The organism is Streptomyces sp. NPDC051018, assembly GCF_044456085.1.
Classification (GTDB): Bacteria; Actinomycetota; Actinomycetes; order Streptomycetales; family Streptomycetaceae; genus Streptomyces.
Window position 1 is genome coordinate 29,269 of record NZ_JBITFN010000034.1, and the last position, 25,069, is coordinate 54,337.

The window sequence follows — 25,069 nt, forward strand, 5'->3', positions numbered from 1 at the left end:
ACCGACAAACACGACCGACAACCACGTCCGACTGCCCTGACCGACCAGCCCCGGCCAACCCGCACGAGCCGCGAACCCCGCGGTCCCGTCCCTGTCCGACCTGCCGACGACGAGAGTCCGCCGCCATGTACGAGCTGTCCCGTGTCCGCCTCTACTCCATCGGTCCCGCCGGTGCGCGCTACGCCGACACCGTGCTGGATCTGCGCGGGGTCGGCGAGCCGGTGCCCCACCCCGCGCCCGCACAGGCGGAGTTCTTCGAGGAGGAGCCGGCCGGCCCGCCGCGACGCCCCGCCCCCGCGGGCGTGCTCTTCCTGGAGAACGGCGGCGGCAAGTCCGTCCTGCTCAAGCTGATTTTCTCCGTGATGCTGCCCGGCCACCGCAACACCCTCGGCGGCGCCAGCTCCGGCGTACTGCGCAAGTTCCTCCTGGCGGACGACTGCGGACATGTCGCCCTGGAGTGGCAGCACACCCTCACCGGCGAACTCGTCGTCGTCGGCAAGGTCAGTGAGTGGCGCGGACGCCAGATCTCCAGCGACCCCCGGAAGTTCGCCGAAGCCTGGTACTCGTTCCGCCCGGGCCCCGGTCTCAGCCTCGACTCCCTCCCGGTCGCCGAGTCCACCGCCGTACGGCGCCCGGCCGACGGAGCCTCCGGCGCGCGGGGCCGCCGCCGCACGATGAAGGGCTTCCGCGACGCGATCACCGAGGCCGGCAAGGCGTATCCGCACCTCGACATCCACTGGGAGGAGATCCACGACCGCTGGAACGAGCATCTCGGCGATCTGGGCCTCGACCCCGAACTCTTCCGCTACCAGCGCGAGATGAACGCCGACGAGGGCGAGGCCGCCGGACTCTTCGCCGTGAAGAAGGACTCCGACTTCACCGATCTGCTGCTGCGCGCCGTCACGGACACCCGGGACACCGACGGCCTCGCCGACCTCGTCGGCAGCTTCGGCAACAAGCTCGGCCGCCGCGCCGAACTGACCGCGGAACGCGAGTTCACGGCCGGTTCCGTCGATCTGCTGCACCGGATCGTCGAATCGGCGGAAACCCGTACCCGCGCCCGGGAGATCCACGCGGGCGCCGAACGGCGTACGCGCACCCTCGCCCGCAGGCTCTCCGCACGCGCCCGGGACGAGCGGAGCCGTACCGCCGAACTGGCGCATCAGGTCACGGCCGCCGCCCACACCGTCACCGAAGCCGAGCGGGCACGTGGCCGCAGCTCCCTCATCGCGGCCGAACTGGCCTACCGGCACGCCTCCCTGGCCCTGACCGCCGCCGAGAAGGGCGCCGCCGCCCAGCGCCGCGAGCTGACCGACGCCCGTACGCTGCACTCCGCGTGGCAGGCCGCGGAGGCCGTCCTGCGGCACCGGGCGGCCGCCGACCGGTCCGCCCGTGTCGCCGCCGCCATCCGCGAGGCCGAACGGGACGCTGCCCCGGCGCTCGCCGCCCGCGCCAGGGCAGCGGCCGATCTTGTACGGGCCCTGCACTCGGCGGCCGAGAAGGGCGAGCGGGCGGCCAATGAGCAGGAGGAGCGGTCCGCCGCACTCCAGGAGTCGGGCGAGGCGGCCCACCGCGACGCGACGGCCGCCGCCACCGAGGCCCAGCGCGCCCGCAGTGAGATCGGTCATCTGCGCCAGCGGCTGTCCGAGGTCGAACAGGAGACCGCCGAGGCGGTACGGGCCGGCTGGCTCGACGACACCGCACCGGACGCCGACCCCGCGAGGGCGGCGCTCGCGGCGAGCGACGCGGAGAAGACCGCCGTCGCGGCCTGGGACACGGCCCGTGAGGCGGGGCGTGCCACGGCGGAGCGCGCGAAGGAGGCGTCCGCGGCCGAGGCCCGCTCCGAACTGGCCGCCGCCCGCGCCGCCGACGCGGCCCGGGCCGCCGAGCAGGCCTATGAGGCGGAACGACGGGCGGCGGACTCGATCGCGGAGGACACACGCCTCGCGGAACTGCTCAGTCTGCCGTCCCCGGCCGTGGCCCCCGTCCCCGTACCGCCCCCACGCCGGGGCGCCGCGACGGCCACCGGGGACACCGGCCGGGCGACGGAGGGTCCGGCTCCCGATGCCCGCGGGACCGCCGCACACGCGGAGGAGCCCGCCGCCGGGGTGGGGGAGCACGAGCCCGGTCACGGCTCGGAGTCCACGGACGGCACCGGCCCCGGGCCCGCCGTCGCGGCCGGTGGCACCCCGGGAATCCGGGCCCCGCACGGCCACTTCCACGGCACCGGACCCGGCCACGGCACCGGGGAGCGGACCGGAGAGCCCGGTGAGTCCCCCACCGCGTCACCGCCGTCCGCGGCCGGCGGAGACCGGCACGGCGGGCCGGGCACACCGCCCGACTCCACCGCGCCCGCCCCACCCACCGGACCCCCGCCGTTCACCACGAGCCCCCGCCCCCGGGTGCCCGAAGGCCCTCTTTCGGCCGAGGAGGTGGACCGTTACGCCGACGAACTGCGGGAGCTGCTCGACCAGTACGTCGCCTCCGCCGAACGCCAGCTCTTCGACCTGCGCACCGCCGCCGCCGACGACGCCCGGATCCTCGGCGCGCTCGGCGACGGGGGACTGCTGCCCGCGGGCCCCGACGTCCTCGCGACGGTCGAGTACCTGGGGGAGCACGGCATCCCCGCGCTCCCCGGCTGGCGCTACCTCGCACAGGCCGTCGCCCCCGCCGACCACGCCGCCGTGCTCGCCGCGCGCCCGGAGCTGGTCGACGGTGTGGTGATCACCGATCCCGATTCCCATCTGCGCGCGCGGGAGGTTCTCACCGGGGCCGCCCTGCTGCCCCGTTCCGCGGTGGCCGTCGGCACCGCCGCCGCACTGCTCGCCCCCGTGCCCGCCACGGGGACCGGCGAGGCCGACGAGACGGGCGTCTTCCTCGTACCGCCGAACCCGGCCATGCACGACGAGCACGCCGCCGACGAGGAGCGGCACGCGCTGCGCGCCCGCACCACCGCCAGGGACGAGGAGATCCGGGTGCTCGCGGCCCGGCTCGCCGCCGACCGCTCCCTCGCCGCCCGTCTCGGGTCCTGGCGCGCGGACTGCCCGCCGGGCACCCTCGCCGAACTCGACCTGGAGGCGCGTTCCGCCTGGGAGGCCGCCGAGGAGACGCGGGCCGAGCTGGCCGAGGCCCGTACCGTACGGGCGGAGGCCGAGGAGGCCGCAGCCGACGCGGCCCGGGTGCGTGAGGAGCGCCAGGAGGCGGCCCAGCGGGCACGGCGCGCCGCCGACGCCCTCGCGGGCCTCGCCTTCCGGCTCCGGGAGCGCGCGGGCTGGCAGGTCAAGCTGCGTGAACTGGCCGATGAGGCCGCCGAGTCCGAGGTGCGGGCCGCCACCTGCCTGGAGCGGGCGAAGGCCGCCGACGAGGACCGCAGGGCGGCCCAGCGCGCGGGCGACGACGCCCGCCGTACGGCACGGGCCCTGCGCGCCGAGCGGGCCGAGATCGCCGGTGCCCCCGAGGACCTCCCTGACCAGGACCCGTCGGGCCCCCGGACCACCGCCCTTCCCGCCCTGCGCGAGGCGTATCGCGCGGCGTCACAGCTGTACGAGAAGGTGGGCGTCGGCGCCGACCTCCGCGCCGAACAGGCCCGGGCCGAGAGCGACGAGAGCGCCGCCGTCGCCGAGCTGGACCGGCTCACCAACAGGGTCCGCACCCGTGCCGCCCAGCTCCTCGAAGGCACCGACGGCGCCGACGGCCCCTCCCGGCAGGCGGCGGCCGCCCGCGCGGAGTCACTGGTGCAGATGCTGGAGTCGCGCGCGACGGAGGCGAGCGAGAAGCTCGGCAGGCTCCGGGGCGAGGCCGAACGTCTCGCCCCCGCCGACGGCGGGTCCCACACCGACCTCCCCGACGAACTGGTGCCCGCCGACGCCGGGCAGGCCCAGACCCTGCTCCGTACGGCCACGGCCGAACTCGCCTCCCGCACGGACGCGCTGGAGACCGCCCGGGACGTCCACACCCGGCTGCTCCAGGCCCACCGGGCGGCCGAGGACGCCGCGGGCGGATTCGACGAGACCGCCGGGCTCCTGCGTGACCTCCTGCGCGAGCAGCGGGACGAGGACGAGACGACGGGGGCCGAGCCGCCCGAGCCGTACCCGGGCGGTCTCGTGGAGGCGCGCCAGTCCGCCGCCGAGGCCCGCCGCTCCCTGCGCGGCTGCGCCACCGACCTCTCCACCGCCGAGTCCGCCGTACGGGAGGCGGCCGATGTCCTCGTACGGCACGCGAACTCCACACGGTACGAACAGGTGCGCACCCCCGCGCGCCAGCAGATCCGGGAGCTTCCGGCGGCCGCCCTGCCGGAGCACGCGGCGAAGTGGGCCGAGGCGTTCGCGCCCCGGTTGCGCGTACTGACCGACGAGCTGGCACAGCTGGAGCGCAACCGCGACACGATCGTCGACCGGCTGCGCGGTCTGGTGGAGTCGGCGCTGACGACCCTGCGCTCGGCCCAGCGCCTCTCCCGGCTGCCCGAGGGCCTGGGGGAGTGGTCCGGGCAGGAGTTCCTGCGGATCCGCTTCGAGGAACCGGACCAGGCGACACTCGCCGAACGGCTCGGCGAGGTCATCGACGACGCGACCCGCGCGGCCGTACGGAAGAACGGGGCGGCGGCGTACGGCGAGGGCCGCCGGGACGGGATGTCGCTCCTGCTGCGGGGTGTCCAGGCCGCGCTTCAGCCCGGCGGCATCGCCGTGGAGATCCTCAAACCGGACGCGGTACTGCGCGCCGAGCGCGTGCCGGTCGGGCAGATGGGCGATGTCTTCTCCGGCGGTCAGCTGCTCACCGCCGCCATCGCCCTGTACTGCACGATGGCCGCGCTCCGCAGCAACGACCGGGGCCGCGACCGCCACCGCCACGCGGGCACCCTGTTCCTCGACAACCCGATCGGCCGGGCCAACGCCACCTATCTGCTGGAGCTCCAGCGCGCGGTCTCCGACGCGCTCGGCGTCCAGCTGCTCTATACGACGGGGCTGTTCGACACCACCGCGCTCGCGGAGTTCCCGCTGGTGATCCGGCTCCGCAACGACGCGGATCTGCGGGCCGGGCTGAAGTACATCAGCGTCGAGGAGCATCTGCGGCCCGGTCTGCCCCAGCCGGACCCGTCGGACGAGACGGTTCACGGGGAGATCACGGCGACTCGGATGTTCAGACGAACCACCGCCTCCGCGGAGGCCCGTCCCGTCCCTGCCCCCTCCGAGCCCGCCGGGCGGCCGGTCTCCGGCCCCGGCCCGGAGCAGGGCACCGGTGTGCCGTCCCGAGGCGGGCCTGGGCCTCAGGCACCCGGGGATCGCTCACCGGTGGAGGCTTCCGGTTCCGTGCCCCCGCGGCCGGGCACGGACAACACCGCCCCGGCCGGAGCCGAGTAGGCGTGCGCCGCTTCGGAGGTCTCGCTCCGGAGCGAGACCTCCGAAGCGCCCGGCAGAGCCGGGGACGCTCTGACAGCGCCGTGGACGCTCGGACGACGAAGCCTGCGGCTCGAACTGCCGCACGGCCTCGCAGCGTTCCGCCACCGGGTGGCCGCTCCGCCGCCCGGCCGGAAACCATCGAAGCCGTCTCGTCCCCTCCCGCCCGGGCCGTGTCGCCCCCGGCACCGGATAGGCGCGGCGCCGTGGTCGGGAGCTCGCAGAGGTCCCGTACAAGGCGACCTCCGCCGGACGACCGCACACCGGATGCAGCAACCCCGTCCCAAGGCCGGTCGGCACTCCTGTCACGGCACGGCCTTCCGCCGGATCTCAGCCGCCCGGCGGCCCGTGCATGAGAGCCCCGGCAAACCGTTCCTTGTCAGTGAGCAGGAGTGTGTCTTGGACCCAAGCCTGTGCACTGCGGACATCCCGAACGGTTCTGGATGTCCTGGTCTCCCGCTTTCGCTCTGTATCTGGCTGCACGGATCGTGTCCGTGGTCCGGGAATACGGGGGCGGGTTCCCTCACGCCTTGGGGTGCCCGGTCGGGCCTGGACGGTCCGGTGCCCCGCACGATCACTCCGGTCGTGTGGGGGCGGTGCCGTACGTCGCCGGATCGGGTGCCCTTGGGCGCGTCGGCCGATCGCGATGCTCGCGGCATCGTGACGGGAGGTCTTTCGGTTCTTCGAGGTGAGGGCTTCTGCCAGTGCTGGGCGCCCCAGCGACTGGTGTAGGCCGGGTCCACGGCGATGATCGCGATACCGGTCCGGTCGGCCATCGAGGTGAGGCGGGCACGGAGTTTTCCGGTGGGGATGCCGGAGATGATCTGCCGGAAGCGGCGCCGGCGGCCGTGCTTCTCGCGGGTCTTCTCGGCGGTGAAGTCCAGGTCTTCGACGGCGATGGCCTTCACGCCACAGGTCTTGGCCCAGTTCAGCAGGCGCGTCAGGGTGTGGCGGACCTGGGCGTCGCGTTGGTCGGCGTTGCCGGACAGGTCGTAGGAGAAGCTGCGCGGCTGGCCGGTCGGGTTACCGTGGGTGTCGAGGCGCCAGGCGGCGAGGTGGTCGGCGTTGGTGTCGACGCCGATCACCCCGTCGGCCAGGGCGGACTTGATCGGGATGGTCTTCGTCGGGGCGTACTGCCAGGACGCGGTGATGTACCAGCGGTCCCGGTCTGTGTCGAAGTGGATGCGGTACGCGACGGCCCGGTTGGCTTCGATGCGGTCGGCCCACTCGGGGCCGCGGTGCGGGAAGGAGACCTTGCACGCGAGGATGTACCGGCCGTGCCGGGCGTTGGCCAGATGAGCCAGCGGGGCGGGCAGCTTGACCGACACATCCCCGTCCGGGGTGATGCGGATCGTTTCGTTGCCGAACCGCTTCCCGCTCTCGCCGTCGGCGGCCAGGAACCAGCGCTCTGCCTCCCAGCGTTCCCGCCACTGCTCGGTGGTGAGCTGGGCGGCAGCCAGGTTGTGCCTACCCCGGGCGAGCCGCTTGCCGCCCCGCACCACGCGCACGCGGCCGTTCTCACGGTCAGCGCGTTCGCGCTCCAGCCGGTCTTCGAGCACGCGCAGGCGGCGGGTCTTGTGGAACCACTCGCCCTCGGAACGGTAGCCGCCGGGGGCCTTCTTCGTGCCGCTCGCGCCGATCGGCTGCGACAGGCGGTGCGCGATCGTCCTGATCCCGGCTTCGAGATTCTGGATGTGCGCAAGCTGGCCGCGACGCGAGAGCGCCCACTGATCGTGACTGGCTTTGGTGACAGCTCCGGCCCAGCGCGCCGACGACTGAGGCGTCAGCGAGCGTTTCCGCGCAGCCCACGTATCAGTGGAGTGCTCCAGACCATCCCGGCAGCGGGCAGCAAGGTCCTTCGACGCGAGCGAACCCATGTGCGCGCCGACCAGACGGAGAACCTCCTCATCCTCGGTCGTCAGGTGCTTGAGTCGGTCCCGGATCGCCACACCGGCGGGGCCCGGGGCCACGAACGACGGCGCGATCTCGCGGAGTGCGGAGTCAGCCATGCTCGGCGGCCTCCAACGCCTTGCGGGCACGGTTCTTCGCCGAACGGCGGCCATACAGGCGGGCGCAGAACGACGTCAGCACCTCCACCATGTCACGCACCAGGTCGTCTTCGACCTCGCCGTCATCCAGGACGACGAGGCGGCGGCCGTGTGCGGACAGGGCAGCCTCGACGAGTTCGACGTTCATGCGGCCGAGCCGGTCCTTGTGCTCCACGACCACGCAGGTCACGTCCGGATCGGCCAGCAGGCGACGGACCTTGCTGCGACTGCCGTTCATACCCGAGCCGATCTCGCACTCGACCCGGACGACCTTGCCGCCCGCCTTGGCCGCCCACGCAGACAACCGGGCCGACTGCCGCTCCAGATCGCCCCTCTGGCCGTGCGAGGAGACACGGGCATACAGTCCCAGGCCGCCCACCGCTCCCCGAGCAGCGCCGGTCTCGATGTTCACCAGGATCGTGCGCGGCCCGACCCGCTGAGCCGGTACCGGCAACGTCCCCTCACGGAACCAGCGATACGCGGTCTGCGGATGCACACCCTGCGTCTTTGCCCATTCCGTCAGATTCACGCTCAGACAACGACACTCACTCAAACATGGTTACGCTCACCTACCCGATCTCAACAACCAGCAGGTGAAGACCCCCTCGGCACCTTCCAAGCCTCCGGGAAGCCGGGCAGCACGGGTGCACCTCGCTGCTGAGCCGGTCCGGCTCGGCGCGACGGCGGCGGGCGGCGGGCCCGGTGGGCGCCTACGCCCCCAGGGTGCCCAGCCTCGCCCCCGACCGGGTCCGTTCCGGCGCCGGTGCACTCCCACCGGCGCCGGAAACGCCCTCAGACCTCGGCCTCCGAGAGCTGGGTACGCGGCTCCCGCCTCCGTATTCGCGCGTCCCGGCGGGCAGTCGCGCGCGCCGCACGCCTCGCGCGGCGGTGCTCACGCCGGAGCCGGCGGGCACTGCTGCTCGGCTCGGACACCACACCGTGGCGCTGCCGCCACACCTGACGGGTCACCCAGACATCGAGCACGGCCCAGGTGGCGACGACGGTGCTGGCGACACTGCTGAGGACCATGGGAAACGCGAGCCAGGACCCGGTGAGCGTGCAGAGGAAGGCGACCATCGCCTGGATCAGCGTCAGCGAGACGATGAGGACCGCGCGGACCGCCGCCTTACGGACCGGATCCGCCATGGGCCGCCGTGCCGCCGGCTCCTCCACCCACAGCTGCCGAGGCGCCGGTCCCTCGCCCGCCGACGGGCTATCACCGCGGGAAATACCCGTGGCCGCGCGCCCGTCACCGGGCCGCCCGGCCCCCGTCGGCCGACTGCCGCCAGGGCGTCCGCCATCGGGCTTGTCCCCGGGCCGGCCGTCCCCCGGCCGCCCGGCGTCCGCGGAGCGGGCCTCACCACGCCCCTGGTCCCCCGCTGAACGGGCACCACCGAGCCGTCCGGCTCCCTTCTGTGTGCTCCCGCCCCGACGGTCCGCTGTGGTTCCGTCCCGACGGTCCGCCGTGCTCTCTCCCCGATGACCGGCACCCGTCGCCCCTGTCCGGCCGTGAGGCGCGGTGTCCTTCGGGCGGGCGCCTTCGCGGCGCTCCTGCGCCGCCGAGCGCGCCTCGCCCCGACGCCCCTCCGTGTCCATGGTCTTCGTCACTCCCCACATCCCCCATGTTCGTCCCGGCTTCAGGGTGGCTGCCCGGAATCCGTGGTTCTACTCCAGCCCCGCATAGGAACCGACCGCTTGTGGTGGCACAACCGCACCACCCCGTAAGGCAGTTGAGAAAGACGGACGATGCCGACACCTCGGACGAACCTCGCACATCCGGCAGGTCCCCAACAGCCCCGTACATAAGGACGAATGAGAAGCCCCGAAGATTCCCGTGATCGCCGCCCGAATCGAATGATTCCAGCCATCTCCTGTCCGCCCCCGGAACGCCCTACCGGCCGCTGTCCTGCGACACGCCCGTAATCTCAGCACCTTGAATACCGGGACATCCTGTGATCAACGCATCATCCCCAGGCTGAAAAACATCCGGAAGTGTCTTCGAGTTGGCTGTGCGGCAGTAGTAGGCTCGCGCCGTTTATTGACGGAGGAACACCGCCAAGGGGGCGGGTCCAGCAGGGGGAGGCCATGCGCTTTCGCGGGAAGTCCATCCGCCGGAAGATCGTGGCGTTGTTGTTGGTGCCGCTCGTCTCCCTGACGGCCCTCTGGGGCTTCGCCACCTTACTGACCGGTCAGGAAGCCCGTGAGCTTCTCGACGTCAGCGCGGTGGTCGAGGAAGTCGGCCACCCCGTGTCGGACGTCCTCGACGTCCTCCAGCACGAGCGCCGCCAGACCGTCGTCTATCTCGCCGACCGCAGATCGTCCACGGCCCTCCCCGAGCTGCGCGAGGCGCGGACGGCCACCGACAAGGCCGTCAACCGGGCCAAGGAGAGCGCCCGGAAGGCCGAGGCGGGCGGCAAGCTGGACACCGAGGGGCAGCAGGAGCTGACCTCCTTCGTGGCGGCATTCGGCGAACTCGGCACCCTGCGGCGTTCGGTCGAGTCGGGCGCCGTCAACCGGGCCAGGGCGCTGGAGTACTACAACGACATCGCCGACCCGGGATTCGCCTTCCTGAACGCCCTCCACACCTCCGGCGACGTCCACATGGAGCGTCAGGGCCGCGGCCTCGTCGGTGTCGCCCGCGCGACGGAGATGCTCTCCCGCGAGGACGCGCTGATCGCCTCCGCGCTGACCGCGGGCAAGATCACCGCCAAGGAGCTGCGCGAGCTCTCCGACCACGTCGCCCACCGCAAGCTGTACTACGAGATCAACCTCGAGGTGCTGCCCGCCAAGGAACGCGGGATATACGAGCAGTTCTGGGCCGGCCCCGAGACCGCGCCGCTGCGCGACGCCGAGGAGCGCCTCATATCCGGCGGCCCGGTCGGCAGGGCGAGCGCCTCCGACGTCCAGGAATGGCAGTCGGCCGTCACCCCGGTGCTCGACGAACTCCGCCGCGAGGCCCTGGCCGCCGGCGAGCGCCATCAGGACCGCGTCGACCCCACCGCGTTCGGAGTCTTCGTCAAGGCCGGTATCGCGGGCGTGCTGGGCTTCCTCGCCCTCCTCGTCTCGATCGTCATCTCCGTACGCATCGGCCGTCAGCTGGTCCGCGATCTCTCCCGGCTCCGCAAGGAGGCCCACGAGGTCTCCGGCGTACGCCTCCCCAGTGTGATGCGCCGTCTCGCCGCCGGCGAGCAGATCGACGTCGAGACCGAGGCACCGCGCCTGGAGTACGACAAGGACGAGATCGGCCAGGCGGGCCAGGCCCTCAACACCCTCCAGCGCGCGGCCGTCGAGGCCGCCGTACGCCAGGCCGACATGCGGCGCGGGGTCTCCGAGGTCTTCGTCAACCTCGCCCGCCGCAACCAGGTCCTGCTCCACCGCCAGCTCACCCTCCTCGACACGATGGAGCGCAGGACCGAGGACACCGAGGAACTGGCGGACCTGTTCCGGCTGGACCACCTCACCACGCGTATGCGCCGGCACGCCGAGGGCCTGGTCATCCTCTCCGGAGCCGCCCCCTCCCGCCAGTGGCGCAAGCCGATCCAGCTGATGGACGTCGTCCGCGCGGCTGTCGCCGAGGTCGAGGACTACGAGCGCGTCGAGGTACGCCGGCTCCCGAGGATCGGCGTCGGCGGCCCCGCGGTCGCCGACCTCACCCACCTCATCGCCGAACTGCTGGAGAACGCGACGGTGTTCTCACCGCCGCACACCGCGGTCCAGGTGCACGGTGAGCGCGTGGCCAACGGCTTCACCCTCGAAATCCACGACCGGGGGCTCGGCATGGCGCCCGAGATCCTCCTCGACGCCAACCTCCGCCTCGCCGAAACCCCCGAGTTCGAGCTGTCGGACACCGACCGGCTCGGGCTGTTCGTGGTCAGCCGTCTCGCGCAGCGCCAGAACGTACGGGTCTCGCTGCAGCCCTCTCCGTACGGAGGGACCACCGCGGTCGTCTTCATCCCGGCGACCCTGCTCACCGACGCGCCGGAGACCGAGGGCACGGGCTTCCGGCTCGACCGCAAGAACGAGAGCCCGGCCGCCCGGCGGGCGGGCGACGGCAGGCTTACGGCCCTCTCCCACGGCTCCGGCAGGCTGAACGGCTCCGCGCTGCTCGGCGGGCCGGTCGAGCTGGAGGGACCCGTCGACCCCCTGGGCTTCAGCGGAGCCGAGACCCTCGGCTCGGACCTCGACTCCCGTGGCCCGGGACGTGATTCCGCCGCTCCGGGGCGGGGCTCCCGTACCCCGCGCGAGCCCCTCGGACCGGGACGGAACTCCACCGGAGGGCGGGCCTTCCCGGCCGGGCCTCCCGTCGGCCGCGACCCGCTCGCCGACCTCGACGACAACGAGAGCGAGCGCGGCGGGATCTTCCGGGCGAGGGCGCGTGACCGCCGCCGTCCCGCCCCCGAGGAACAGCACCAGCAGGCGCTGGATCCGGCGCCGGAACGGATGGCAGGAGCCGTGCCGCTGCCGCGTCGCAAGAAGCCGCCCACCCTGGTGACCGACCATGGACGCAGGGTCGACGAACCGGGCCGTACCCACCCGGCCCCGCCCCCGGATTCCACGTCCGGCTCCGACGCGGTGCCCGCGCCGCCCCCGATGATCGGCGGTCTGCCCCGCAGGGTCCGCCAGGCCAGCCTCGCCCCCCAGCTCAGGGACGGTTCGGAGACGGGCCCCGGCGGGAACCGGATTGACGGCGCCGGCAACGGGCAGGAGCCCGAACGCGACGCCGAGGAAGTACGCAGCCGGATGGCTTCCATGCAACGGGGCTGGCAGCGGGGCCGGCGCCAGAACGCACAGGGTGCCGTTGACCCCGACCAGTCAACCGGTACGGACACCGGCAACGGCCGGACGGCACCACGAACCACATCGGAGGGGGACGGTCGATGACCGCACCGCATGCCGCAGCACACACTCTCGGCGGACACCCGGGAACCCAGGGATCCGGCGAGCTCAACTGGCTGCTCGACGAGCTGGTCGACCGTGTCGGCAGTATTCGCAAGGCCCTTGTCCTCTCCAGCGACGGCCTGGCGACCGGTGCCTCGCGCGAGCTGACCCGGGAGGACAGCGAGCATCTCGCCGCCGTCGCCTCCGGATTCCACAGTCTGGCCAAGGGCGTCGGCCGCCACTTCGAGGTGGGCAGGGTCCGCCAGACCGTGGTGGAACTGGACGGCGCGTTCCTCTTTGTCACCGCGGCCGGAGACGGCAGCTGTCTGGCCGTCCTCTCCGACGCCGACTCGGACGTCGGCCAGGTCGCGTACGAGATGACGCTCATGGTCAAGAGGGTCGGGATCCATCTCTCCACCGCACCCCGGTCCGGTCATGCCCCCGGAGGGTGATGCCCGGCATGAGTGACTCGGTTCATCGCTCCAAGCACCGACACCACTTTTTCGACGCCGACGCGGGCCCGGTGGTCCGTCCGTACGCGATGACCCGTGGCCGTACGAGCAGTACGGCGCAGCACCGGCTCGACCTGATCGCCCTGGTCGTGACGGAACCCACGGCCGGTCACCCAGGTCATGACCAGTCGCTCTCTCCCGAGCACGTAGAAATCGTCGAGCGTTGCGGCGATTCCCCGCAGTCGATCGCCGAGCTCGCGGCCGGCCTCAACCTCCCCGTCGGGGTGGTACGGGTGCTGGTCGGCGATCTCGTCGAGGACGCGCTGGTCCATGTAACCCGTCCCGTTCCGCCGGCCGAACTGCCGGATGTGAGCATTCTCCGCGAGGTGATCAATGGTCTTCGGGCGCTCTAGCAGCCGGAAGCCGGTCGAGCCCGTGACACTGAAGATCCTGGTCGCGGGCGGATTCGGCGTGGGCAAGACCACTCTGGTGGGCGCGGTGAGCGAGATCAGACCCCTGCGCACCGAGGAGTCGCTGAGCGAGGTGGGGCGTCCCGTGGACGACACCTCGGGGGTCGAGAACAAGACCACCACCACCGTCGCCATGGACTTCGGGCGCATCACGCTCCGCGAGGACCTGGTGCTCTATCTCTTCGGCACCCCCGGGCAGGACCGTTTCTGGTTCCTCTGGGACGAGCTGGCACAGGGCGCGCTGGGCGCGGTGGTCCTGGCGGACACCCGCCGGCTGGAGGACTCCTTCGCGGCCGTGGACTACTTCGAGCGCCGGGACATCCCGTTCACGGTCGCCGTCAACTGCTTCGAGGGGGCGAGCCGCTTCCCGGTCGAGTCGGTCCGGGCCGCGCTCGACCTCGACTCCGAGGTCCCGCTGATGATGTGTGACGCGCGCGACCGCGAGTCGGTGAAGATGGTGCTGGTGGCGGTCGTGGAGCACGCGCTGGCCCGGGTGGACGCCCAGCGGCAGCACGCCACCACCTGACCGGACGGCGGACCCGGCCCGTATCCCCGCCGGGCGGGGATACGGGCCGGACGCCTGTGGAGAGACGGGCCGGACGGACGGGCCCTCCGACGGCACCGCGCGCCCGCCCGGTACGCGCTCAGAGCTCAGCGCACGGCGACGACCGCCGATCCATGCCCGAACAGGCCCTGGTTGGCGGTGATCCCGACCCGGGCGCCGGGTACCTGGCGCTCCCCGGCCGTGCCCCGCAGCTGCCAGGTCAGTTCGCAGACCTGGGCGATGGCCTGGGCGGGCACGGCCTCCCCGAAGGACGCGAGCCCGCCGCTGGGGTTCACGGGGATCCTTCCGCCGAGCGCGGTCGCCCCCTCCCGTACGAGCTTCGCGCCCTCCCCGGCCGGGCAGAGCCCGATGTCCTCGTACCACTCCAGCTCCAGAGCGGTGGACAGGTCGTACACCTCGGCGAGCGAGAGATCGCCGGGTCCGACGCCCGCCTCCTCGTAGGCGGCCCGTGCGATCGAGGTCCGGAAGGGGACCGGGGAGGGGTCCACCGCGGCCGCCGAGTCGGTCGCGATGTCCGGCAGGTCGAGGACGGTCCGCGGATAGTCCGGTGTGACGGTCGAGACGGCGCGGATACGCACCGGGGCGGCCGCCCCGTGCCGGCGTGCGAACTCCATGCTGGAGAGCACCAGGGCTGCCGCGCCGTCGGAGGTCGCGCAGATGTCGAGCAGCCGCAGCGGATCGGCGACCACGGCGGAGGCTGCGACGTCCTCGGCGGTGACGGTCCGGCGGTAGCGGGCCCGGGGGTTGAGGGCGCCGGCCGCCGCGTTCTTCACCTTGACGAGGGCGAAGTCGTCGGGCGTGTCCCCGTACTCGGCCATCCGGCGGCGGGCGTAGAGGCCGAAGTAGGCGGGGTTCGTCGCGCCGAGCAGCCGGAAGCGCAGCCAGTCGGGGTCGTCGGGACGGTCCCCGCCCGCGGGGGCGAAGAACCCCTTGGGCGCCGCGTCCGCGCCCACCACCAGCACCACATCGGCGAGCCCCGCCAGAATCTGGGCACGGGCGGTGCCGATCGCCTGGGCTCCGGAGGCGCAGGCCGCGTACACACTGGTGACGCGCGCGCCCTGCCAGCCCAGTGCCCTGGCGAAGGTCGCACCGGCCACATAGCCGGGATACCCCCCGCGTACGGTGTCGGCGCCGACCAGGGAGTCCACCTGCCGCCAGTCGAGTCCGGCGTCGTCGAGAGCGGCCCGCGCGGCGATCGTGCCATAACGGACAAAACTATGGCCCCATTTGCCCCAGGGGTGCATTCCGGCCCCGAGGATCGCGACCTCACCGGGTGTGCCGCTCATCGGCCCGCCCCCACCGGCCGCCAGTGCCAGGTGGTCCAGCGCCCCGCTCTCTCCTCACCGGCCGCGCCGGGCCCTTGACTCCCCTGGGCTCCCTCAGTCCCCTCGGTCACTTCAGTCCCCGCGAGCACTCCGGGTACCACCTCGACCTCCATGCCGACCGCGAGATCCGCCACGGATATCCCGGGCGCGGCCTGCCCGAGCACCACCATCCGCTCGGCCTCCAGCTCGACGGCGACCAGGGTGTACGGCTCCCACTCGGCGCCGGGGTCGGAGACATAGGGCGCGGGCGGGCGGTAGCGGCTGTCGGTGTACGACCACACCCGCCCCCGCCGGGAGAGCCCGACCTCGGACAGTTCGCCGCTCGAACAGGCGGGATTGCGGCAGAAGGAGTGCTCGGGCGGGAAGAAGACCGATGAACAGGCCGTACAGCGCGTGCCGAGCAGCCGGAAGTCCTCCTCCCCGCCGTCATGCGTGAACCAGCCGGCCACCACGGGTGTGCGCGTCACGGGTCCTCCCCGGGCCAAGATCTGACGTTCCGTCAGAAGTGTAGGCAGTGTGTCATGGTTCAGCCGTTCTCCGCGAGCCACGCGGCGGCGGTCTCCGCCAGCTCGGCGTCCCGCCCCGCCAGCATCATCCGGATCATCCGGGCGTCACCGCGCAGCGACCAGACCGGATGGCCGAAGGTCGCGGGGTTGTTCCCCTCGATGAGGAAATGCGCGGGCCAGGCGGTTCCGTACCCGATGAGCGGCAGCGCCGCGAGGTAACGTTTCCGCCCGCGCGCCAGGCCATAGGCGCTGACCGCGAGCCCGGTCAGCGTCCCCGTCAGATGGACCCATCGGGTCGCCGCCCGGGAGTGCATGGCGACGTAGTAGGGCCAGAATTCCTCGTACGTGTCAAAGGTCCGCTCCATGCCCGGCACCGTAACTCCGCGCATCGACCAGGGGCCAGGACCGGCGAAGCCCCATCCATGCAACGAGCACGGAACGGGTGCGACGGATCCCGCCCGCGCCGCGGAGCCGATCGGATACAGTCCGCGCGTGACCGGGAACTCCCACTGCGGCAACTGCGGGGCGCCGTACGGCTCCGTCTCCGGCTGGCCCCGCACCTGTCCGGCCTGCGGGGACACCGCGTACCGCAATCCGCTGCCGGTCGCCGTCGCCCTCCAGCCCGCGTACGACGACCGGGGCACGGGACTGGTCGTCATCACCCGCGCCATCGAGCCCCGGGCGGGACTGAACGCGCTGCCCGGCGGCTTTGTCGACTTCGGCGAGGACTGGCGGCACGCGGTCGTGCGCGAACTCCGGGAGGAGACCGGGATCGAGGCCGGACAGGGCGAGGTCCGTCTCGCCGACGCGCTCAGCGCCCCCGGCGGCCATCTCCTGATCTTCGGCCTGCTGCCCGCACGTCCGGCCGCGGAGCTGCCACCCCCGGCCCCGACGGACGAGACGACAGGCCGGCATCTGCTGTACGCGCCCGAGGAACTGGCGTTCCCCCTGCACACCACGGCCGTACGCAACTGGTTCGAGGGCCACTACGGCTGACACCGGCCCCGGTCCGGCCCCGCGGAACGGCCCTCAGCCCTGACCCCGTACCCGCACCCGCCGTCTCACCGGCCCGGACCCCTCACCCTTGACCCGTCTCACCACCACCTGCCCGTCCACCAGCCTGCTCGTGTACCGTTCGATCTCCGGCCGTGCCCACCCGTCGCCGCTGTCGGGGACCACCAGCCCGCCGCCCTTGCGCCCCTCGGTCGGAGCCCAGGCTTCCAGTTCCAGCCCGCCGTCCGCACCTCGCACGGGGATCACCGAACCGCCGCGCGCCAGCACCGGCATCCGCGACAGCGGCGCCGGGACCGTCACCCGCCCCGGCCCGTCGTACGCCTCACCCGTGGCCGTGTCGTACCAGCGGCCGCGCGGCAGCCGCACCGTGCGCCGGATCCCGCCCGGCTCCAGCACCGGTGCCACCAGCAGCGCGTCACCCAGCAAGAACGCGTCCTCGCAGTCGCGCAGCGCCCGGTCCCGGGGCGCCGACCACCACACCGGCCGGACATACGGCGCACCCGTGAGCCGTGCCAGATGGGACAGCGTCACCCAGTACGGCAGCAGCCGCTCCCGCGCCGCGAGCGCCGCCCGCGCGTGCTCCAGGACCACCGGTCCGAACTCCCACGGCTCCCTGCGCCCCGCGCCGATCGCCGCATGCGTACGGAACAGCGGCAGATACGCCCCCAGCTGGAACCAGCGCAGATACAGCTCCGGTGACGGACTGCCGTCGAAACCGCCCACGTCCGGTCCCGAGTAGGGCACCCCGCACAGTCCCAGCCCCAGCGCCAGCGAGAGCGACGCCCGCAGCCCGGACCAGCCCGTGGACACGTCCCCGGACCAGGTGCCTCCGTACCGCTGCATCCCCGCCCACCCCGAGCGGGAGAAGAGGAACGGCCGCTCGTCGGGCCGCAGCCGCCGCAGACCGTGGTATCCGGCGCGCGCCATCGCGAGGGCGTACACATTGTGGGCCTCGCGGTGATCACCTCCCCGCCCCTCCAGGGCGTGCCGGGCGGACCGGGGCAGCGTCGTGCCGCCGAACGGCGCGAACGACACGGGCTCGTTCATGTCGTGCCACACCCCGGAGAACCCCTGCGCCAGGCGCTCCGCGTACAACTCCCCCCACCAGCGGCGCACCGCCGGATCGGTGAAGTCCGGATAGACGCACTCACCCGGCCACACCTCACCGCGCACCTCCCGCCCGCGCCCGTCCCGGACGAAGACCCCGGCCCGGCACCCGTCCGCGTACACCCCGTTGCCGGGATCCGCCTTCACCGCCGGATCGACGATCGACACCAGCCGTACGCCGTCGGCACGCAGATCCTCCGCCAGCCCCGGCAGATCCGGGAACCGCTCCCGGTCGACGGTGAAGACCTGATGGGCGTCGTGATGATCGATGTCCAGATGGACGGCCGACAGCGGAAGATCCCGTTCCCGGTAGCCCGCGACGATCCGCCGCACTTCCTCCTCGCTGCCGAATCCCCAGCGGGCGTGCTGGGGCCCCAGCGCCCATGACGGCGGTACCACCGCCGGGCCCGTCAGCCGGGACCAGCGGGACAGCACCCGCGCGGGCGTGCCCACGATCACCCAGCAGCGCAGCGGCCCGCCCTCCATGCGCAGTTCGCTGGTGCCGGGGCGGTCGTGCCCGGACCCCTCGCCCTCCTCGCCCTCCCGCAGGGTCACCCGGCCCTCCCACGAGTTGTCGTGGAAGGCCAGATGCGTGCCCGCGTCGGCGACGACCAGCTGCGCCGGCATGGTGATGTACAGCGGATCGTCCGCGGGACCGAAGGAGCCCCCGGGGTCGGTGTTCCACAGCCGGTAGGTGCCGTCGCGCAGCCGTGGCCCCGACGCCCGGCCGCCCAGCCCGAAGAACCGCGCGTCGGCGGCCACCTCCGTCCGCTGCGTCCACCGGGCGGGACCGCCCCGCAGCGGCTCCCACCAGCGCGGCGGCAGATCGCGCCGCAGAACGACCCCGCCCGGCGTCCGGACCTCGATCGCGCCGTTGCGCGACACTTCCACCGTCACCCGCTCCGAGACCACCCGCCAGCCGCCGTCCTTGTCCGGCTCCAGCCCGGCGCGCGGATCGGGTTCGGGAGGGGCGCCGGACACCGCGTACGACGGACCGGGCCCGGCACCGTCCCAGCCCCAGAACACCGCGCCGCCCGTCACGACACAGATCCGCAGCTCGGAACGGTCGAACCGGACGACACCACCCCCGGGCAGCGGCTCCGCACCGACGACGGGGCCCGGCACCCGTGCGCGCTCCTCTCCCCGCGCCGGCAGCCCCCGCGCGTCCGTACGCCGAAGCCGCCACGCCGATCGGGCGGCGCGCAGCCCCTGCCGAGTTGCGAGGTTCCTCACCGAGCGCACCAGCTCACGACGGTCCATGCGGCTCAGCCTGCCATCAGGTCGGGCGTGCCCGGGAATCGTTCAACTCCCGTTCACCCGCTGTGAGCCGGGATGACGGCCGGCGCGGACGCCCGGGGAGTGCTCTGGTGCGAAAGACGATCACATGGCATCGTCCGTGTCAGTCCATGTCCGTCCCCCTCAGCCGTTCCGTCCTCTTCAATCCCTTGAGCCCCTTCAATCCCTACAGTCCCTTTCTGCAGTCGGTCCCGGGCACACTCCTCCGCGCGGGACGCACACACCACGCGCAGCGCCCCACCGGACCGGGTCAGGCCGGCAGGGGCCGGCAGAGCCACCCGGGAGCCGCACAGTGACCGCAGTGAACCCCAGCGCGAACCCTGTCCCTCTGTGGCAGCCGGACGCCGACCGGATCGCCGCCGCGAGGATCACCCGTTTCCAGCGGTGGGCCGCCGAGCACCACGGCGCCCCCGCCGACGGCGGTTACCTGGCGCTGCACCGCTGGTCCGTCGACCAGCCGGACACCTTCTGGCGCGCGGTCGCCGAATGGTTCGACGTCCGCTTCTCCAGCCCGTACGAGCAGGTGCTCGCCGATCGCTCCATGCCCGGCGCCCGCTGGTTCCCCGGCGCCACGCTCAACTACGCGGAGCACGCGCTCCGGGCCGCGGCCGACCGCCCGGACGAACCGGCCCTCCTCCAGGTGGACGAGACCCAGGAACCCGCCGCGATCAGCTGGGCCGAACTGCGCCGCCGCGTCGGCGCGCTCGCCGCCAGGCTGCGCGCGCTGGGTGTACGCCCCGGCGACCGCGTCAGCGGCTATCTGCCCAACATCCCGGAAGCCGTCGCCGCGTTCCTCGCCACCGCGGCCGTCGGCGGAGTCTGGACCTCCTGCGCCCCCGACTTCGGCGCCCGCAGCGTCCTCGACCGCTTCCAGCAGGTCGAGCCCGTCGTCCTCTTCACCGTCGACGGCTACCGCTACGGCGGCAAGGAGCACGACCGCACAGGCACCGTCGCCGAACTGCGCCGCGAACTGCCCACCCTCCGCGCGGTCGTCCATGTCCCGCTGCTCGGCACCGAGGCACCCGAAGGCGCGCTCGACTGGTCCGACGTCACCTCCGGCACCGCCGAACCCGTCTTCGAGCAGGTGCCCTTCGACCACCCGCTCTGGGTGCTCTACTCCTCCGGTACGACCGGTCTGCCCAAGGCCATCGTCCAGTCGCAGGGCGGCATCCTGCTGGAACACCTCAAGCAGCTCGGCCTGCACTGCGACCTCGGCCCCGGCGACCGGTTCTTCTGGTACACCTCCACCGGCTGGATGATGTGGAACTTCCTCGTCTCCGGCCTGCTCACCGGCACCACGGTCGTCCTGTACGACGGCAGCCCCGGCTACCCCGACACCGGCGCCCAGTGGCGGATCGCCGAACGCACCAGGGCGACCCTCTTCGGCACCTCCGCCGCCTATGTCATGGCCTGCCGCAAGGCCGGGGTCCATCCCGCCCGCGACCACGACCTCTCCCGGGTGACCTGCGTCGCCACCACCGGATCCCCCCTCCCGCCCGACGGCTTCCGCTGGCTCCACGACGAGTTCGCCGACAGCGGCGCCGACCTGTGGATCGCCTCCGTCAGCGGCGGTACGGACGTGTGCAGCTGCTTCGCCGGAGCGGTGCCCACCCTCCCCGTACACATCGGCGAACTCCAGGCCGCATGCCTCGGCACCGACCTCCGCGCCTGGAGCCCGGACGGCACCGCGCTCATCGGCGAGGTCGGCGAACTCGTGGTCGCCGCCCCCATGCCGTCGATGCCGATCCGGTTCTGGAACGACCCCGACGGCAGCCGCTACCGCGAGAGCTACTTCGAGATGTTCCCCGGCGTCTGGCGGCACGGGGACTGGATCACCATCACCGACCGCGGCTCCGTCGTCATCCACGGCCGCTCCGACTCCACCCTGAACCGCCAGGGCGTACGGATGGGCTCGGCCGACATCTACGAAGTCGTCGAACGCCTCCCCGAGATCCGGGAGTCCCTGGTCATCGGCCTGGAGGAAGCGGACGGCGGCTACTGGATGCCCCTGTTCGTCCAGCTCGCCGACGGCGCCGACCTCGACGACGGCCTGCGCGACCGGATCAGACGCGCCATCCGTGAACAACTCTCCCCGCGCCATGTCCCCGACGACATCATCGAGATCCCCGCCGTCCCGCACACCCTCACCGGCAAGCGCCTCGAAGTCCCGGTCAAGCGGCTGCTCCAGGGCACAGCACTCACCAAGGCGGTCAACCCCGGCTCCGTCGACAACGTCGGACTGCTCGCCTTCTACGAAGACCTCGCCCGCAGCCGGAAGCGGTGACGGGACCCAGGCGGCGTTTGTCAGTGGCGACGGCTACGGTGAGTAGTCACTGATCGACGGAACGCAGGGGGACACCATGGTGTACGAGAACACACCCGCCGGACAGGACCACCGCACCATGCGGGGAAGGCGGAAGAAGCCCGGCGGCCGGGCAGCGGGCCGCCCCCGGAAGCGGACCTCGCCCCGGCGCGCCCTGCGCCGGGAAGTCCCCGGCACGGTGGGCGTCCTGGCCGACGCGTACGACTTCGAAGCCATGCGCGCCTACCGCAGCTTCGCCTTCGACGACCACGCGAGCTATCTGCGGGGGATCGAATCCCTGCTCAAGGCCCTCGCGGCCGCCCATCTGCACCTCACGGTCGCCCTGTTCGACCCGGAGGACTTCGCCGCCTACTGCTCCGACGAGGGCATCGATCCCGACACACCGCTCAGCCGGGGCCGCTACACCGCGGTCGTCGCGGGCCGCGGTTCCGCCCTCACCTATACCGGTCAGCCCCTCGACCAACTGCTTCCCCAGCTGATCGACAAGGCCGTCCGCCAGGCCACCTGGGAGTACGCGGCCACGCTGCTGGCCGGCATCGGCGAGTGCGCGGACTGCGGCCAGGACATCGGCCGGGCCTCCTTCGACCGGGCCTCCCACATCCTGATGTGCCTGCTGGAGCAGGCCGGGCCCGGCCGGCACCATCTCGTCTGCAGCGTCGCGGCCCCCGAGGAGCAACTGCTCGCCGCCCTGCACGCCGAGGGAGACTCCGGGCCACCGGCCGCCGGGATCGAAGCGGTCGAGGGCACCGAGTTCGTGACCGTCCTCGCCACCGGCATCGCACTGGGCAGCCCCGGGGGAGTCGTCCTGCGCACCAGCACGAGCGGCGAACCGGACCGCCTGCACGGCTGGCGGCTGGACCGGAGCGACCTCGTCCCGCTCAGCGAGGCCGAGGTGTTCAGTGCCTACTGCACCGACGCCACCACCGGCGAACCGCTCTCACCCGAGCCCGGCGTCGAGTATCGCGCGGGCTTCCCCCTGACCACCGACGACCCCGACCCTCACCACTGAACGGTACGGAGAGGGCCCCGGCAGCGTCCGCCGAGGCCCTCCCGACAACCGCTCAACGGTGACTACTCACCCGACAGCACCGCCCGCGCGGCCACCCGGGCCTCCTCGGCGGTGTCCGTGGCACGCGCCGCGGCCGCCGCCCGCTCGCACTGGGCCAGCGTGTACTTCGCCAGCGTCGCCCGCACATACGGGATCGACGCGGCACCCATCGACAGGGAGGTGACACCGAGACCGGTGAGCACACAGGCCAGCAGCGGATCGGAGGCCGCCTCACCACAGACACCGCAGCTCTTGCCCTCCGCCTTCGCGGCCTCGGCCGACAGCGCGACCAGGTCGAGCAGTGCCGGCTGCCATGGATCCTGGAGCCGCGACACCGCCCCCACCTGCCGGTCGGCAGCGAAGGTGTACTGGGCCAGATCATTGGTACCGAGCGAAAGGAACTCGACCTCCTGGAGAATCGCGCGCGCCCGCAGGGCGGCGGACGGAATCTCCACCATTGCGCCGAACTTCACCCGCAGCCCGGCCTCCCGGCACGCGTCCGCGAACGCCCTGGCGTCGGTACGGTCCGCCACCATCGGCGCCATGACCTCCAGGTACACCGGCAGCCCCTCGGCCGCCTTCGCCAGAGCCGACAGCTGAGTCCCCAGCACCTCCGGGTGATCCAGCAGACTCCGCAACCCCCGGACCCCCAGCGCCGGATTGGGCTCATCGGCCGGGGTCAGAAACGCGAGCGGCTTGTCCGCGCCCGCGTCCAGCACCCGGACGACCACCCGTCCCTCCGGAAACGCCTCCAGCACCTGGCGGTACGCCTCGACCTGCGTCTCCTTTGACGGCGCCCGCTCACTGTCGTCCAGGAACAGAAACTCCGTACGGAACAGCCCGACGCCCTCGGCACCGGCCTCCACCGCCGCCGGCACATCACCGGGACCTCCGATATTGGCGAGCAACGGCACCTTGTGCCCGTCCGACGTCGCCCCCGGGCCGCTCGACGCCGCCAGCGCCGCCTTGCGCTGCGCCGCCGCGCTCTCCAGCTCCGACCGCTTCCCGGCGCTCGGCTCGACGAAGATCTCACCCGTGCTGCCGTCGACCGCGATCAGCGTGCCCTCGGCCAGCTCACCGGCGCCCGGCAGCGCGACCACGGCCGGCACCCCGAGCGCCCGCGCCAGAATCGCACTGTGACTGGTCGGACCGCCCTCCTCGGTCACAAAGCCCAGCACCAGCGCCGGATCCAGCAGCGCCGTGTCGGCCGGCGCGAGATCCCGTGCGATCAGTACATACGGCTCATCACTGTCGGGGACACCCGGCATCGGCACACCGAGCAGCCGCGCGACGATCCGGTTCCGTACATCGTCGAGATCCGCGACCCGCCCCGCCAGATACTCACCCGCGCCCGCCAGCAGAGCCCGGTACGAAGCGAACGCGTCGTACACCGCACGCTCTGCTGTGCTGCCGACGGCGACCCGACGCTCCACATCGGCCATCAACTCCGGGTCCTGCGCCATCAGGGCCTGGGCCTCGAGCACGGCCTGCGCCTCACCACCGGCCAGATTGCCCCGGGCAACCAGATCGGCGGCCACCGCATCCACCGCCTGCCGGGCCCGCCCCTGCTCGCGCTCCGTGTCCTGCGCCGGGTTCTGCTTGACCGGAGGCTCCAGCACCGCCGTACCCATGTGCCGGACCTCGCCGATCGCCACGCCGTGACTCACCCCGACGCCTCGCAGCGTTGTCTCCATTTCACCCGTCTCCGATCGAGCGACGGTCGGTGCCGCCGCGGTGGATGTCGAACTGGCCGTCACCACGGCTCCGGCATCACTGCCAGGAGAAGAGGGTGTCCCCGGTCTTCACATCGCCGTCCTCACGGAGTCCGGAGAGCGCGTCGGCGGTGGCCTCCAGCGCCACGACCGGGCAGATCGGCGACTTCCCGGCCTCCTCGACCGCGGTCGGGCTCCAGCGCACCACGGCCTGGCCACGGGTGACGGTGTCCCCCTTGTTGACGAGCAGCTCGAATCCCTCACCGTTGAGCTGCACGGTGTCGATGCCCAGATGAGTCAGGACCCCATGGCCGTCGCCGTCGACGACGACAAAGGCGTGTGGATGCAGCGAGACGATCACACCGTCCACGGGGGAGACGGCCTCGGACGGCTCCCGCACGGGATCGATCGCGGTACCGGGCCCGACCATCGCACCGGCGAAGACCGGATCAGGCACCGCGGCGAGTCCGATGGCGCGCCCGGCAAGAGGGGACGTCACTGTGGTCATGGAGCCTCCCTGGGGGTGGAGATTCGTCACTGCGCCGTCCCTTCCTGTCCCGGACGGCGCATCGTTCAGAAGCGTATGTCAGATGAAGTCCCGGTTCCGCCCGAAAGTTACTGGTTGACAGACCCCGCGACGCACCGGAATCGATTTGCCTCGCCTCTCGGCGACCGGTACTCTCGTACCCCTGCCTGGCCCCAACGCGACGTTGAGTCGGGGGTCGGCAGCGACCTATCAAGCCGAGATCCTAACTGGTCTACACCTCTGCATGCTCGCAGAGCGGTGGTCAGGGAGGTCGAAAAAGCCTGATAAGGTTTGAAATGTCGAAGGGGAAAGCCCGGAGGGCCTGGTGAGGGTCTGATGGAAGCGTCCGTTCCTTGAGAACTCAACAGCGTGCTAAAAGTCAACGCCAGATATGTTGATACCCCGT

The 25,069-nt window shown here is 72.4% G+C and carries 16 protein-coding genes and 1 pseudogene; 8 read left to right on the plus strand and 9 right to left on the minus strand.

Annotation, left to right across the window (positions count from 1 at the left end; all coding sequences use genetic code 11):
* Positions 1-125 precede the first annotated feature (125 nt).
* Positions 126-5,357 carry a hypothetical protein gene (locus ACIBCM_RS34035; RefSeq protein ID WP_399250119.1) on the plus strand — a complete coding sequence of 1,744 codons (5,232 nt, stop codon included), beginning with the start codon at positions 126-128 and terminating at the stop codon, positions 5,355-5,357.
* A 366-nt stretch (positions 5,358-5,723) separates the two neighbouring features.
* Here the strand turns inward: ACIBCM_RS34035 and ACIBCM_RS34040 are convergent.
* The 3 genes and pseudogenes from ACIBCM_RS34040 to ACIBCM_RS34050 all read right to left on the minus strand — a co-directional run bounded on the left by ACIBCM_RS34040 (position 5,724) and on the right by ACIBCM_RS34050 (position 8,671).
* Positions 5,724-7,402: pseudogene (locus ACIBCM_RS34040) on the minus strand (IS200/IS605 family accessory protein TnpB-related protein).
* Positions 7,395-7,970, minus strand: coding sequence for an IS607 family transposase (locus tag ACIBCM_RS34045; protein ID WP_399250121.1), 576 nt, complete (start codon positions 7,968-7,970; stop codon positions 7,395-7,397). Before ACIBCM_RS34045 ends, ACIBCM_RS34040 begins: the two are co-directional and overlap by 8 nt.
* Before the next feature lie 263 nt (positions 7,971-8,233).
* Positions 8,234-8,671, minus strand: coding sequence for a hypothetical protein (locus ACIBCM_RS34050; protein ID WP_399250154.1), 438 nt, complete (start codon positions 8,669-8,671; stop codon positions 8,234-8,236).
* 855 nt (positions 8,672-9,526) lie between these two features.
* Here ACIBCM_RS34050 and ACIBCM_RS34055 point away from each other — a divergent pair.
* Genes ACIBCM_RS34055 through ACIBCM_RS34070 form a run of 4 tightly spaced genes read left to right on the plus strand, consistent with a single transcriptional unit; the run spans position 9,527 to position 13,767 of the window.
* The gene (locus tag ACIBCM_RS34055) at positions 9,527-12,322 is read left to right on the plus strand and encodes a nitrate- and nitrite sensing domain-containing protein (protein ID WP_399250123.1); all 2,796 of its coding nucleotides are present in this window, start codon (positions 9,527-9,529) and stop codon (positions 12,320-12,322) included.
* Positions 12,319-12,771: a roadblock/LC7 domain-containing protein gene (locus ACIBCM_RS34060; RefSeq protein ID WP_399250125.1), complete on the plus strand. Its 453-nt coding sequence runs from the start codon at positions 12,319-12,321 to the stop codon at positions 12,769-12,771. The genes ACIBCM_RS34055 and ACIBCM_RS34060 overlap by 4 nt, the downstream gene beginning before the upstream one ends.
* Positions 12,772-12,779: 8 nt before the next feature.
* The gene (locus ACIBCM_RS34065; protein WP_399250129.1) at positions 12,780-13,184 is read left to right on the plus strand and encodes a DUF742 domain-containing protein; all 405 of its coding nucleotides are present in this window, start codon (positions 12,780-12,782) and stop codon (positions 13,182-13,184) included.
* The gene (locus tag ACIBCM_RS34070) at positions 13,165-13,767 is read left to right on the plus strand and encodes a GTP-binding protein (RefSeq protein WP_399250131.1); all 603 of its coding nucleotides are present in this window, start codon (positions 13,165-13,167) and stop codon (positions 13,765-13,767) included. Before ACIBCM_RS34065 ends, ACIBCM_RS34070 begins: the two co-directional genes overlap by 20 nt.
* Positions 13,768-13,892: 125 nt before the next feature.
* Here the strand turns inward: ACIBCM_RS34070 and ACIBCM_RS34075 are convergent, their stop codons facing one another.
* The 3 genes from ACIBCM_RS34075 to ACIBCM_RS34085 form a co-directional block, all read right to left on the minus strand.
* Positions 13,893-15,092: a lipid-transfer protein gene (locus tag ACIBCM_RS34075; RefSeq protein ID WP_399250133.1), complete on the minus strand. Its 1,200-nt coding sequence runs from the start codon at positions 15,090-15,092 to the stop codon at positions 13,893-13,895.
* A complete protein-coding gene (locus ACIBCM_RS34080) occupies positions 15,089-15,583 on the minus strand; it encodes a Zn-ribbon domain-containing OB-fold protein (protein ID WP_399250156.1) in 495 nt (164 codons plus the stop codon). Before ACIBCM_RS34080 ends, ACIBCM_RS34075 begins: the two co-directional genes overlap by 4 nt.
* Before the next feature lie 74 nt (positions 15,584-15,657).
* A complete protein-coding gene (locus tag ACIBCM_RS34085; protein WP_399250135.1) occupies positions 15,658-16,002 on the minus strand; it encodes an Mpo1-like protein in 345 nt (114 codons plus the stop codon).
* 127 nt (positions 16,003-16,129) lie between these two features.
* On the opposite strand from ACIBCM_RS34085, the gene ACIBCM_RS34090 reads away from it, so the two are divergent.
* Positions 16,130-16,633, plus strand: coding sequence for an NUDIX domain-containing protein (locus ACIBCM_RS34090; protein WP_399250137.1), 504 nt, complete (start codon positions 16,130-16,132; stop codon positions 16,631-16,633).
* 33 nt (positions 16,634-16,666) lie between these two features.
* On the opposite strand, the gene ACIBCM_RS34095 is transcribed toward ACIBCM_RS34090, so the two are convergent.
* Positions 16,667-19,018 (minus strand): glycoside hydrolase family 31 protein, encoded by a 2,352-nt coding sequence (locus tag ACIBCM_RS34095; protein WP_399250139.1) that lies wholly within the window; start codon positions 19,016-19,018, stop codon positions 16,667-16,669.
* Between the two features lie 337 nt (positions 19,019-19,355).
* On the opposite strand from ACIBCM_RS34095, the gene ACIBCM_RS34100 reads away from it, so the two are divergent.
* On the plus strand, positions 19,356-21,338 hold the full coding sequence (locus tag ACIBCM_RS34100; protein WP_399250141.1) for an acetoacetate--CoA ligase: 1,983 nt from the start codon (positions 19,356-19,358) through the stop codon (positions 21,336-21,338).
* A gap of 76 nt (positions 21,339-21,414) precedes the next feature.
* On the plus strand, positions 21,415-22,386 hold the full coding sequence (locus tag ACIBCM_RS34105; protein ID WP_399250143.1) for a hypothetical protein: 972 nt from the start codon (positions 21,415-21,417) through the stop codon (positions 22,384-22,386).
* A 62-nt stretch (positions 22,387-22,448) separates the two neighbouring features.
* Here the strand turns inward: ACIBCM_RS34105 and ptsP are convergent, their stop codons facing one another.
* Both ptsP and ACIBCM_RS34115 read right to left on the minus strand, forming a co-directional pair.
* Complete coding sequence (gene ptsP, locus ACIBCM_RS34110) at positions 22,449-24,119, minus strand: phosphoenolpyruvate--protein phosphotransferase (protein WP_399250145.1); 1,671 nt, start codon at positions 24,117-24,119, stop codon at positions 22,449-22,451.
* A gap of 76 nt (positions 24,120-24,195) precedes the next feature.
* Positions 24,196-24,645 (minus strand): PTS glucose transporter subunit IIA, encoded by a 450-nt coding sequence (locus ACIBCM_RS34115; protein WP_399250147.1) that lies wholly within the window; start codon positions 24,643-24,645, stop codon positions 24,196-24,198.
* Positions 24,646-25,069 lie beyond the last annotated feature (424 nt).